Here is a 13,573-nt window from a genome sequence, read left to right as displayed (position 1 = left end):
AAAAGTACAACTTAATTTTCTATAAATAGACTATCCCATTGCCCTTCGAATTATGTTTATCCAAAGCTCCAACTGGATTTTTGCATACCTTCGCCAGTTCTTTGCCTCGAACCGAACCTTGTTTTGTCGTCCCCGTTCAGAAAAGGACAGCTTAAAGCCTTCTGCCAAGCCGAAAAGATATGTTTTTCCCATTCCCTTTTTCATAAAAAATAAAAATTTTACCAAAAAGCCCGGCACGAGAAAGGGCAGATTGAGGAGCATCTGCAGTAATGGCATGTTTTTATATATCAGGTAAATGCTGTTCCTGGAAGAAAGCTTTACCTTGAATTCGTTATATCTGGAACCGCTTGATCCGCTGCCCGCATGATATACCACAGCCTCAGGTGCAAAATAATTACGAAACCCCGAAAGCTTTGCCCGGTATCCTATGTCTATATCCTCTAAATAGGCGAAGTGGTTTTCGTCGAAATAGCCGATTTTCTCAAAGACTTCTCTTTTATAAATAGCTGCTCCCGCGCAGGAAGCGAAGATTTCCGCCGCCTTGCCATAGCTGCCCTTTTCCTTTCCTTTTCCAAGAGAAAACGCCCAGCCGAAAGCACAGTACAGGTCTCCTGCACTATCGATCAGATCCGGCTCTTTCATGGACAACATCTTGGCACTGACGGAAAAAGCATCCTCATTTTTTCTTATAGCCCTTTCCAGCGCTTCTACGAAATGCGGCTCCACCTTCGTATCGTTGTTGAGCAGGATGACAAATTCCGTCACCGACGCCTTTATTCCCGCGTTCACTGCAGCACTGAAGCCTTCGTTCTTCTCAAAGCGTATTATCTGTACCTGCGGATATTTTTCCTCCACAATCTTAAGGCTTTCGTCGGAGGAACCATTGTCCACCACGATTACCTTAGGAACCGTCGTTCCCTTATAGAGCGCTTTCAGACAACCGTCCATATACTTTATTCCGTTATAATTAGGTATTACTACTGTCGACTCCATATGCTTCGCCCTAATCCTTTTTACGCCATTGTCATTTTACTGCACTGTCCGGGGGAAATCGTCCTTACCAATCGCCCATCAGCGCCGCGGGGATTTTGATAGCTTCACTGATGCTTCCGGTTCAAAAACGACGGTATAACCCATTTTTCTCACTCGCTCGCAAAAATTCATACTTATCTTCTTGAGTTCCCCATTCCCTGCATCGGCATCTATCCACGCTCTTTCGCTTCCCACAAATTCCCTGCGTATCCTTTTCGCAAGGTGAGACTTCTCATTGAAACGCTTCTTATTGGAGTATTTCTCATAAGCGAAATATCCGGTATGCTCATCCTCTGCATAAGGCACGCCAAAGACCTCCTCGAACAGGCTCCAAAGCTCTTTTCTCACCATCATGCAACGCACATCTACGGCATACGCCTCTTGAAGAAGCGCGGCTCTGTGCATATAGCCGCTGTATGCCTTATGAAGTCCCTCGTATATCGAGACACTATTTTCATCATAGATGCCCCCTGCAATCTTTCCTCCGGCACTAAATATCTTGCCTCCGATAACTCCTACCTCCGGTCTTTGTGAGAAAATACCCCCTTCGTAAGCGGTCCGATAGAACCCCAGATGCTGGCTATCCGATACCGATGCATTCCAGCCCCGGCTGTTTACGAAATCCTGTACAGCGCGTCTTCCGGCATCATACGCATACCGTTTACTCTCAGGATTTTCTGCTGTGGACTGTGTATGGCAGCGCCAGTGGTACAGTACCTTCGGGACATGAACTATCGCAGTTCTTCCCGCATTTTCCCATTCCCGCATAAGATCCTTTCTCTGCTCTTTCGTCTCATAGAGCAGCCTTCCTGCTGCGCGCAATACTAAATCAAAGTCTTGCGCACCGTCATATTCCGACCGAAACCCAAGGCTTTTTATGAGACTTCTCTTCATGACCAGGAAATGGCAGATATAATTATTGGACAATAACAAATCCATGTTCAAATCCTGTTTGAAATGGGGTTCATAGAATTGCGTACAGTCCCCGTTCCCTTTATCTTCATCGGAATACAGCATCCATGCGGTATTTCCGTTCTTTTCCTTTTCGGCTATAGCTTTCGCCATTTCATATAAGGCATCGGGTGTAAGGACGTCGTCATGGTCCAGAAGACCGATGTATTCCCCCTCCGTCTTTGCCAATGCAGCATTGGTATTGGCAGAAATCCCTTTGTTCTCTGCTATTTTAACATAACGAAGCCTTTTATCATCATAAGTTTCCATCACTTCCTTTACCTGTTCCGAAGCGCTTGCATCCGCCACAATCAGTTCCAGCTTGAAATAGGTCTGGCTAAGAACACTATCCAGCATTTCACGAAGAAATACAGGATTCGTTTCATAAGCAGGCACAAGAATGCTGAAGGTATACGGATACTTCTCCGCTTCCTTCCTCTGCCGCTTAAGTTCTTCCTCCGGTGGGGCCTGGTAGCTGTAGTTCGCCGCTTTTTCCCTTGCCAGCCTTTCCATAGCCGCATAGTATGCACTTTTAAGTCCGTTCTTTTTCAGATAATATAAGGTTTTCTTCCAATTGCTCTTTTTAAAAACAGCGTTTCCCATCTTCATTAACCTTCCGAATACGTTCATAGCATAGAGACTGCCGCATATAGGCTTACGCCATGGGCGAAAACCGTCTATACGACAGTCCTTATGAATCATACTTTTAATATGTTAAATAAATGCTTTTAAATCTTCCGTCAGCTTTTCCACCTTCGCCTGCGCATCCTCAAGGCTCGTTCCCTTTACGCCCATGTAAAACTTGAGCTTCGGTTCCGTTCCGGAAGGGCGGGCACAGCACCATGAGTCACACGTTAAGTCGAAATAGAGCACATTGGATTCCGGAAGGCCTGTCCCTTTTTCTTCTCCGGTTTCCATATTCACAATTGTGCTGGAAGCGTAGTCTCTCACCTCGACTACCTTCAAATCGCCGAAGTTCTTCGGCGGATTGCTTCTCAGCTTATCCATAATCTGGGCAATTTGTTTAGAGCCCTCAATACCTTTTAACGTGATGGCATACTGAGACTCTTTGAAGTAGCCGTATTTCTCATACATATCCAGCATCTGGTCCCATACGGTCTTTCCGTGCTTTTTACACCATGCTGCCATTTCACACAGACACATAACTGCAACTACCGCATCTTTATCCCTTGCATGAGTGCCCGCAAGGCAGCCGTAACTTTCCTCAAGACCGAATACGTAATTATTGGAACCGCTCTCCTCGAACCATTTAATCTGTTCACCGATATATTTGAAACCGGTCAAAACTTCAATGCACTTCACCTTATAATCGTCGGATATAGCCTTAGCCATATTCGTTGTAACGATTGTCGTAACGAGTGCGGGATTCTCAGGCATCGTATTCGTAGCTCTTCTTTCCCTCAAGATATATTCCGCGATGAGCATACCCGACATATTGCCGGTAAAAGGAATGTATTCGCCGCTCTTGGTATCCAAGGCGTAAATGCCCAATCTGTCCGCATCCGGGTCTGTCGCCAGCACGATATCCGCATTTTTCTCCTTCGCCAGCTTCAAGGCGAGAGCAAATGCTTTCGGGTCTTCCGGGTTAGGATATTCCAACGTAGTGAAATCAGGGTCTGGCAGTTCCTGCTCAGGCACGACATACACATGCTTAAAACCCAGCTCCGATAAAATGCGTCTTACCGGAATGTTTCCCGTTCCGTGGAAAGGAGAATAAACGATTTTAATGTCATCGGATACCTCCTCGATGATTTCCGGATGGATAATTTGCTTTTTCAGCTCTTCCATATAAGCATCGTCGATTTCTTTTCCTATTACCTGATACAACCCCGAAGCGATGGCCTCTTGCTTGTCCATAGTCTTTACTTCGTGATAATTCGTTACGTTTTTCACTTCCGTAATGATTTCTTCATCCTTAGGCGACGTTACCTGCGCACCGTCCTCCCAGTACGCCTTGTATCCGTTGTATTCCGGCGGGTTATGGCTGGCCGTAATTACGATACCGGAAATGCATCCCAACTTTCTAAGTGCAAAAGACAGCTCAGGCGTAGGGCGCAGATTTTCGAAAACATATGCCTTAATACCGTTAGCTGCAAGGCACAAAGCCGCTTCATCGGCAAATTCGGGGGATTTTCTTCTGGAGTCATAGGCGATGGCTACTCCTTTTTCCTTTCCTCCCTGCTCGATAATATAATTGGCAAGCCCCTGTGTTGCCTTTCTTACCGTATAGATATTCATGCGGTTTGTTCCCGCACCGATTACACCGCGCAAACCGCCGGTGCCAAATTCCAGCTCTTTATAAAAACGATCTTCCATTTCCTTTTCATCATTTTTGATTGCTAAAAGCTCTTTCTTCGTATCTTCGTCGAAGTATGAATCATTTAACCAAAACTCAAACTCTTCCTTGTAACTCATATCGGGTTCCTCCTGTATCTGTACTCTGATATTTGGTCTTTCATGCGATACTATCATATCGGAATATTATCACATTGGGATTATATCACATTCTTCTCTATTTTCAAAGAAAAGTCGCTGCGATCCAATGAAAAATTGGGATTATAATAAGGATCGCCCTTTTCCAGAACAGCCTTCCACTTCTCCCGAAACCTTGCCGATTCCTCATTGTAGCGCTTCGCCTTCTCGCCCTCATCATCCAGGCCTCTGGATATGGATTCGAAATGATACAGCTCTGCAAAAGGGGTAAAAACATTTAAATATCCAAGTTCTCTAAGCTTCAGGCAGAAATCCACGTCGTTTAAGGATATGGCAAAAGATTCATCCAGTCCGCCTACTTTTTCATACAATTTCTTGGAAACCAACAGGCAGGCTCCCGTCACCGCAGACACGTCCTGCGCATAGCAAAGCCTTCCCATGTAGCCCAGATTTTCCCTATGCTGTCCGTAATGGCTATGCCCCGCCGTGCGGTGAGCACCTAATGCGAGTACGACGCCTGCATGCTGTATCGTCTTATTTTCATAATAAAGTTTCGCACCTGCGGCTCCCACATCCTCACGCTGGGCATACATGAGCAGCTCCTCCATCCAGTTGACTGTAATCACCTGAGTGTCGTTATTCAGCAAGAGAATATATTCTCCGTCAGCTTCCTTTACTCCCAGATTGTTTACCGCAGAATAATTAAATTTTCTATTTATGCTATGTTGTGAATCTCCGGCATTTATTATCCTGACTTTCTCATTTTCCCTAAGTTTTTCATAGTATTCCCATATTTCCGGTGTCTCGCTGTTATTTTCCACCACGATAATCTCATAATTATCGTAAGTAGATTTCTCCAAAATAGAGGTAATGCACCTGCTCAAGTCTTCTTTGTGATCCTTGTTGGCGATAACGATGGAAATCTTGGGATTGCCGATAATCTGATAGCTGATCTTGAAAATCGTCTCAAAGGCTCTTGTACTTGATATTTTAAAATGCTCATAGCCATGCCCACGCAGATGATCTGCCACCGCACCCTTCGCCGCATCGATTGCATAAGTCTTGGCTTGAATACCGGAGGCTACGCTGCCCGCGTGAGAGCGCCAATAATACATAAGCTTCGGCACATGGACCACATTCTTAGCCCGGTCCGTCAACCGCAAAATCATATCGTGATCCTGACTGCCGTCGTATTTCGTGCGGAAAAGCTCCGTTCCCTCCAAAAGCTGTCTTTGGAACACGCTGAAATGACATATATAATTGTTGGCCCGCAGATTATCCACAGCATAATCGGGTTTAAAGTGCATGGTGAGCATTTTATTGATGTCGTTATTTTTAAAAGTCGTCTCATCGCAGTAAATATAATCCGCATCCTGCTCATTAATGACCTTAGCATATTCATAAAGCACCGACGGATGCAGGATGTCATCGTGATCGAACAGCCCGATATATTCTCCGGTAGCCATTGTATAGCATCGATTTGTATTTCCTGAGATTCCCTCATTCTTTTCCAGTTTCTTATAGATGATGCGGGATTCCCCTCCCGTATGCGCTTTCTCTCTCTCTATATACTCCTCACACATCTTACCTACGTAGGAGTGCTCCTCGTCAGAACCGTCTGCAAGACAAAGCTCCCAGTTTTCATAAGTCTGATTCACTACCGAATCCAGCATAGCCGTAAGAAACTCCTTAGGGGTATTATAAAGCGGCACCAAAATACTGAACTTTATTATACGGGGAAAAACTGTTTCGTTTTCCTTCTTTCTTCTCGCTTCATTGGGAAAGCTGTCCGTACCGTAACGTTCCATGGCCTCCCGCTCCCTTTGCTTATACTTAATCTTAGCCGCAAGTCCTCTCAGATTTCCGCAGTTCTTCAAACGGCTGCGCTGACGGAGAAGAAAGTGCATGGCTTTTCGAAAGGGTGCACTCGCTTTCCAAACGGGATTGCTCTTAATTCTGTTTATTTTAAAATTAAGCTCCTCGTTCTTTTCCTCCAGCTCCGCGATCCGGCCCGCTAAATCAGCACATTTTATATGTTCCTTTTCATAGGCCTCTTTATAATAATTTTCATTATAATCCGTCTTTTCTTCCTGCATTCTTTGTCCTTTCCCGATCGCTATTCAGCCTGCGGCCTCATAGCAACAATTGATAACACTTGCTTACTTAATATTCAGGTAGCGGTTCGTCCATGAGTACAGCTTCTGGCCCGAGCATTTATCTTTCACAAGAATTCCCAACCGATAATTTCCCTCTCCGGCATCTTTTCCCCGAAGCACTGCTCCGAATCCCGCCATTCCAACATTGACCTGATCCGGCAGATTCTGCTCCACGTCCTTTCGAAGAAAAAGCTCCGGTGAGACTGCAAACAGCCTATAGCCTTCTTTTTTTAAAGATTCTGCCCCGTCACTTGTTCTCTCCAGTAAAATTCTCTTTTCATAACATGCGTTATCCGAACCTGCCACAAAGGAATACCCTTGTATATAATAATCCTGCTTATTACTGTCCGGTCCGCTCTCCGCCTCTATCCCATAACGCCATTCATCCAATGTTCCCGCATACTCCAGACTAATCATGACGCATGCATCCTCTCTGGCGCCATCCAATAGCCCATCAACTTCTACAACCTTTCCGTAAGGCATATTCTCTTGCCAATCATAATCGGCCCTAAGCTCAAATCCCGCAGAAAGCATGTCGCCTGCCAGATATTTATGATGAAAGGGATCTTTCCCGTAAAGCCCCCTGTGCCTGGCGTAAAGCTTCCTCTTTTCTGCCAGCAGCCGTTCAAGCTTACCCCTCTCTTCATCCTGTCCTCTGCTAAGCGATTCATAGTGATACAGCACCGTCTCTTGTAAAACTGTATTATAATAGCCCTTCTCGTATAAAGAAAAACACAAATCCACATCATTAAAGGCCACCGGCAATTCCTCGGGGAAACCGCCCACCTCCTCAAACTTCTCCTTCGCCACTGCAAGGCAAGCCCCCGTTACCGCGATAACGTTTCTCATGCCACGGTTCCATCCATAATAATACTGCTCATTATTATCTTTAAACTGGAGCTTATGCACTGGTCCCAGCCGCAAATTTACAATCCCCCCATGCTGCACCCTATCAGAATCCGGATACAACAACTTGACTCCGACAGCCCCCGCATAAGGCTTCACCGCCTCCGCATATAACTTTTCCAGCCAGCCAGCCGCTTTTCTTTCCTTTGCTTCAGCCTCCTTCGGCTCAACCGCCCCCGGCACGTCTACATCATCATTGAGAAACAAGCACACTTCTCCTGCCGCTGCTGACGCTCCCATATTGCACATAGCCGAGAAATGGAATGGCATCTTTTCATAAATATAAGTATATTTAATGCCAAGTCCGCTTAAATAGTCATTCAGACTCTTCCTGGTCTGTTCCTCGCTTCCATTATCTACTAAAATAATTTCATAAGGCATCTTTGCCGAACCTTTTACAGACTCTATGCATCGTTTCAACACTTCTTCGTTATCTTTAGAGGGGATAATTATGGAAACAAGATGTTTTTCACTTTTTTCGGAATCACTGTCTCCATCGAAAGTATCCCTTTCACCGAAATACCGGCTTTCATTAGAAGTATTGCGTTCAAAGCAATAACTGCACTCGCTGTAAAGCAATTCCCCTTCCCTATTCAAAAAGGAATGGAACAATATTTCATCGATATGCCCCACCGGAAACTCTTCCAGACTTCCTTTCCTCCTCTTTTCAAAACCGCCCGCCTTCTGAGCCAACAAATGACACATACGATAAATCCATACACGTTCCTCCTCAGCCTCTTTTCCTCCGAAACTAAGAATCTCCGCCTCCGATAACTCCATTAAGGCATGAGTGCGCACCGCAAATACAGAACCAAAATAAAAGCAGGACAAAAAAGTATCCGGGGACCAATCCGGTTTCAGCCACGGCGTATATCGAATCCCATCAGGACTAAGCACATCCTCATCGCCATAAATCATAGAAATCTGCGGATGCCCAAGAAAAAAACTACTAATTAACTCCTCCGAAAGCTCTGAACACTTTCCGCCGGACGCTTGAAACAGAACGATATCCGCCTCCTCTTTACCGACACCGCCCGTCGTCAAATAATCCTTCACCGTCTCATAGGGCACCTGCTTGACCTTGAGCTTTCGCCCGCCATACGCCTTCGTCCCCTCCTCAAGCCTCTCTTTCAGAGTCTCTTCCCTCTTTCGAATCCACTCATCATACGAAACACTCTTCTTCTCAAACAGCCTATCATACCGCTTCCGCTGTCCTTCTATCAACTTTCCCTTTAACCACGCCTTCATTCCACCGCCCAAAATCCGCTCCTCAACTCACCTTACATTTCAAACCTCTTTACACTCCAGCTCTCTTCACGCTCCAGCTTCTTTATGCTCCAACCCTTTTCTCTCTTAAGCCACGTCACTCTCCAAGCGTCTTTATATCTCAACTCGTTTCTCTTCTCGTGCCTCTTAACATTTCAACTTTTTTCTGCTCAAACTTCTCCGAGCTTCTTCTCTCTTCTTTTCTATTCTCAAGTCTCTTGACGCTTCCACGCTCTTCTTTTCTCAAATCTTTTCGCCCTTCCACGCGCTTCTCTCCACCTACAATTGCGAAACTCGTAGCCTTCGCCAATTTTATGTACAATTTCGAGACCTCTCGGAGCCTTTCTTCGGTGGTTTGGTTTCGGTTCCGTTAGCGAGCGGCTTGTGTTTTCTTAAGGAAACCTCAGTACCCAGGGAAAACGCCGCATGGATGCGGCGTTTAGGCAGCATAGGACATGGATGTCCGTTGCTGCCGGCCGGCCCGTCCGTCCCCACAATATTCACGGTTTCCTTTAGAAAACACAGCCGCGAGCGTAGGAACAGAAACCAAATCCACCGAAGAAAGGCTCTCACAGCCTCCCCAAATTGTACATAAAATTTCCACCCCCACCTGTTTCGCAATCACATCCCCATCACCAAATCTTTTTCACCGCTCCCGCCATATCCTTCGCAATTTCCTCCGGCACGCGCACAATTTCCATTTCTGCCACTATTTCATTCTTCCCCATCCTATCCAAATTGCTCAGCCTTATGTTTATATTCGGATCCTCCGTCGCAAACACATAACTCCCGTCCTTCAGGCTCTTCCCATTAGTAATAATATTCTTCTTACCAAGCTCCACCGCTTCTCCGTTAAAAGTCAGCTCCTTCACCCGCACGACACAATAATCCATAGCCGGATCTATACGAAGCATATTCACATCTCCATCCGCCTCCAGCTTCAGACGAATCAAATTCTCCCCTTCATAAGCGTCCCTTACGAAATAGGAATCCTCCTCACAATACCCTTTTCCTCTATCTTCATAAATCTGTATTCTCTCCTTTTTTGAGGAATCATCAAACTTATGCACCCACTTTAGCGGCTCCATGATTTTATAACCTATGGCGTCACGCATCTGTGCCATAGATTTATGCTTTCCGGTAACGAACTCTTGAAATCCCATCTCTTGCTCACGGAACTCCTCTGCCTCCCGTTCTGTAATACCAAGAGTATCTATGACCGCATCCAAATTCAGTTTATTTCTTTTTTCATTTTCAAGGACATAGCAATATACCGCGCGGAATGCCGTTTCCTTGGAACTGACCGGCTTGCCGAAGGTCCACTCGTAGTCTATAATCGTCCAAACTCCATTCTTTATCGCCTTAAGACTAGGTTCATCTGAATATGAATCCTCACTTACTGTTTCCACAAAAGTTTCTTCCACTGTTTCTCCGGAAACTCCATTAGCTACTTCTACTGATGTTTCCTTGAACGTATCCTCGACATCATTCCCAACCGGTTCTCCAAAAACTTCCTCTGCAGCTTTATCCGTCACCTCATCAGCCGCTTCTTCTGGTGTAATCAATATATTAGAAAAAATCAAATCATAATCCGCCACCGGCATCTCCTCATGGTAAGAAATCCTCTCCAGATATTCATTAAATAACGCATGGAATTTATCAATCTGATTTCTCTCCAGACAGCCGTCCAAAATCTCCTCCAGCGTTATTCCCTCCACATATTCGAACTGCGCCGACTTACCGTCCTCACATAAGCTGCACTTATTGACTTCCAGCTTACCGCCTTCAAATCTTTGCATCAAGTCGTTATATGCAGTCTCCATGCTTCTGATATGATCTACGGCCTCATTCGATAACGCATGTTTTTTTACTATCTTTTTCCCGTCTGTATCAATGCATATCTCCGTACGAATCTCATACTCCGGCGAACGGTCGTTGGAATATTTGGCATACTTTATATCGAAATCATCTCCGATAACCGCTACATAAGAATTGGAAAACACAGAAAAAATACCGTCCTTTATTATCCCATCGAAAGCCTGCTTCTCATCGAAAAGGAGCATTCTGTCCCTGTCAAAATTTCTGTTGTTCTCCGACAGCTCTCCCGGCAGAGGAAGCCTCTTATCAGAATACAAAGCAGTCATAAATTTATAATCAGGATATGGATAATAGAAGGAATAGTTTTCCACTCCGCAGGTATAAAAAATATGTTCCAGTCCTTCTCTCGTAAAGGTGCGCACGCCGCCACCCTGTGCGTAATCTTCAATTCCCGAAAAATACGTTCCCAGATGATCTTCCCTGCATCCGGCAAAATACTTAAGTCCCAGTCTATTTTCAATAGCGATGATGATTCTCCCGCCCTTTTTCAAGTGGCGCAGCATCATCTTAAGTAAATCCTCATAGGGGCGGGCCGTTCCGGTATAGCTCTGACCATACTCGAATACGCCGATAAAATAAATAAAATCGAAATCATTCGGCAACTCCGGCTCTATATCCTTAAAATTCCCACATGTATGGTAACGTTATCGCAATCCTGATGTCTATAGGCATTGATCATACTTCTTTTCTTGGATAAGTCGATGCAGGTTACACTTCCCGCTTTTTTGGCCAAACTGCCAGTAATCGCACCGCAGCCTGCTCCTACCTCCAAAACCTTCGCATCTTTATCCATGGGAACCCAGTCCACAATATTTTCCCTAAGAGGGGACAAATGATAGAGGACCGGCCATTTAGCGCGTTCCTCAATAATACGTCTATACTCTATTGGAGAATAGTTTTTAACGATGTCCAGAAGCTCATCCTCTACCGCTCCGTCACAGTAAAGGTCCTCGCCCGGATAATATTTATAATCAAGAACTATTTTTCCAATCTGCTCCGTATTTGAAAAAGCATTCATATCAGTTCTCCTTTTGCCCCAGCTTGGTTGCTATATGCAGTCACGTACAACAGCTTCCGTGTCCATATCGTAATAACCTACCGTATCCTTATCCGATATTACTGTCACATTGATTACATCATACAGCCTATGATACACGGCGAAATCGTTGTTCTCATATCCGGTAACGCCCAGAGACAATAGATATTCTCCTCCCTGGAGGCTCATCTTCTGTCTGAAGGTAACCGCTTTCACACTTCCGGCGCTTACCGGCTTTAAAAATGTCTTCTCAAACATCGTATTCGTTCCTGTAATCTCGGTACCCCTTATATTTTTAACCGTAAATGCAAAAATGGGTGCCGGAACATCCTGTGAAAACTCCACCTTCATGTGAATCGTGATTCATGCCCTTTATAACAGCAGTAGTCTTAATTCCTTCGCTGTCCGTAATATAATACTCCGTTATACAGGCCGCCTTCGTTCCATATTCCAGCAAATCAGGATTGATTCCCGCTTTCACTGCCGCTGCCTCTTTTAAATCGTTGTCATTTAGCAGGTTTCCTTTTTCCTCATCTTCAATCGCATATTGCCCTACGAGCACCCGCTTATAGACGTCTATCATTTCCTTGGGCGAACCTTCGCCCAGCTTTTTTCCTTATTAAGCAATATTACTCTGTCGCAGTATTTACTAATGCTGCTCAAGTCATGGCTGACAAAAAGAATCGTCTTTCCGATTTTCTTGAATTCTTCGAATTTGTGATAACACTTTGCCTGAAAGAATACGTCACCCACCGACAGAGCTTCGTCCACGATCAATATTTCCGGCTCGATATTAATTGCCACCGCGAAGGCCAGACGCACGAACATTCCGCTAGAATACGTCTTGACCGGCTGGTACACATAGTCTCCAATATCTGCAAATCCAATATGGCATCCATCTTCTCGTCGATTTCCTTCTCCGAAAAGCCAATCATCGTACCGTTCAAATAAATGTTTTCTATACCGTTGTATTCCATATTAAAGCCTGCACCCAGCTCGAGAAGCGCGGATATGCGCCCATCCACGGTCACTTCTCCTCCTGAAGGGTTCAACACTCCCGTAATAATTTTCAAAATCGTGGATTTTCCCGATCCGTTGGTTCCGATAATTCCAACCGTCTCCCCCTGATATACCGTCATGTCCACCTTATCCAGCGCATGGTGCTCTTTATAGTGCTTCTTTCCCGACAGCCCGAAGGCCTCTCTCATTCGGTCCGAAGGCTTATCATATAATCGATATACTTTTTCCAATTGCTTGGTCTGTATAGCTATTTTCTTCTCTTTCATTCAGCCGTTTCTCCGTTGCACTGCTAATATTTTGTTACTGCCCACTCCGTTCTCAGTAACGCATGATTTCTGCATCTAAATTCTCTTCGCGAAGCAGAAATTATCTCTTGAATCATATTCCTACGTAGCTTAACAGCAAGTGTTAAGCTACTGTGTGAACAGTAACCATATTTTTTTCTACATCACATCCGCAAAATGTACCTTCAGCCTTTTAAAAATCAAAGAGCCGATGCAAAACAGCGTAACCGTAAAAATCCAAAAATAAGTGGAGGAATAAAAATGCTCAAAAAACCATTCTTGCTCGTACACGGCGCTGCGGTAGCCGTTCACTATATAAACCATAGGGTTGAGCTTGAACAGAGGCTTCATCTTATCGCTCAGCATGGATATATCCCATAAAATAGGTGTTGCCCACATGCCAATCTGGAGAACGATACCTATGATTTGCTGTAAATCCCTGAAAAATACAACAATTGCGCAGGTCGAATAGCTGATGGCGAGCACCAGCACGAATTCGCAGAAGCTATAATAAAAAAACCTGCAGCGTATATACGCTTGGATAATAACCGTAACCTATGGCGATGAGCAATAAGATCACTACAAAAAAA

General features: G+C 44.9%; 10 protein-coding genes and 1 pseudogene. All 11 read right to left on the bottom strand.

Going from position 1 to position 13,573, the window contains the following annotated elements; translation table 11 throughout:
- Positions 1-30 precede the first annotated feature (30 nt).
- Complete coding sequence (locus CC90_RS0100055; RefSeq protein ID WP_031388804.1) at positions 31-993, bottom strand: glycosyltransferase family 2 protein; 963 nt, start codon at positions 991-993, stop codon at positions 31-33.
- 78 nt (positions 994-1,071) lie between these two features.
- The gene (locus CC90_RS0100050) at positions 1,072-2,586 is read right to left on the bottom strand and encodes a glycosyltransferase family 2 protein (protein ID WP_157837514.1); all 1,515 of its coding nucleotides are present in this window, start codon (positions 2,584-2,586) and stop codon (positions 1,072-1,074) included.
- A 111-nt stretch (positions 2,587-2,697) separates the two neighbouring features.
- Entirely contained in the window at positions 2,698-4,419 is a 1,722-nt protein-coding gene (locus CC90_RS0100045; RefSeq protein WP_031388802.1) for a phospho-sugar mutase, read from the bottom strand.
- Positions 4,420-4,499: 80 nt separating this feature from the next.
- Positions 4,500-6,533, bottom strand: a complete 2,034-nt coding sequence (locus CC90_RS0100040; protein ID WP_035315047.1) for a glycosyltransferase family 2 protein — start codon at positions 6,531-6,533, stop codon at positions 4,500-4,502.
- A gap of 63 nt (positions 6,534-6,596) precedes the next feature.
- Positions 6,597-8,759, bottom strand: coding sequence for a glycosyltransferase family 2 protein (locus CC90_RS0100035; RefSeq protein WP_031388800.1), 2,163 nt, complete (start codon positions 8,757-8,759; stop codon positions 6,597-6,599).
- A gap of 127 nt (positions 8,760-8,886) precedes the next feature.
- Complete coding sequence (locus tag CC90_RS0100025; protein WP_031388799.1) at positions 8,887-9,087, bottom strand: hypothetical protein; 201 nt, start codon at positions 9,085-9,087, stop codon at positions 8,887-8,889.
- 117 nt (positions 9,088-9,204) lie between these two features.
- The gene (locus CC90_RS0100020) at positions 9,205-9,390 is read right to left on the bottom strand and encodes a hypothetical protein (protein ID WP_031388798.1); all 186 of its coding nucleotides are present in this window, start codon (positions 9,388-9,390) and stop codon (positions 9,205-9,207) included.
- Between the two features lie 7 nt (positions 9,391-9,397).
- A complete protein-coding gene (locus tag CC90_RS24320) occupies positions 9,398-11,245 on the bottom strand; it encodes a class I SAM-dependent methyltransferase (protein WP_198528768.1) in 1,848 nt (615 codons plus the stop codon).
- An 8-nt stretch (positions 11,246-11,253) separates the two neighbouring features.
- A complete protein-coding gene (locus CC90_RS24315; protein ID WP_198528767.1) occupies positions 11,254-11,661 on the bottom strand; it encodes a class I SAM-dependent methyltransferase in 408 nt (135 codons plus the stop codon).
- A 30-nt stretch (positions 11,662-11,691) separates the two neighbouring features.
- A pseudogene (locus CC90_RS25085) lies at positions 11,692-12,965 on the bottom strand (ABC transporter ATP-binding protein).
- Between the two features lie 177 nt (positions 12,966-13,142).
- Positions 13,143-13,475, bottom strand: coding sequence for an ABC transporter permease (locus CC90_RS21965; protein WP_051869202.1), 333 nt, complete (start codon positions 13,473-13,475; stop codon positions 13,143-13,145).
- Positions 13,476-13,573: the final 98 nt, after the last annotated feature.

The sequence above is a fragment of the Kineothrix alysoides genome (assembly GCF_000732725.1).
In the GTDB taxonomy this organism is placed as follows: Bacteria; Bacillota; Clostridia; order Lachnospirales; family Lachnospiraceae; genus Kineothrix; species Kineothrix alysoides.
This window is presented reverse-complemented; position numbering and strand designations above follow the sequence as displayed.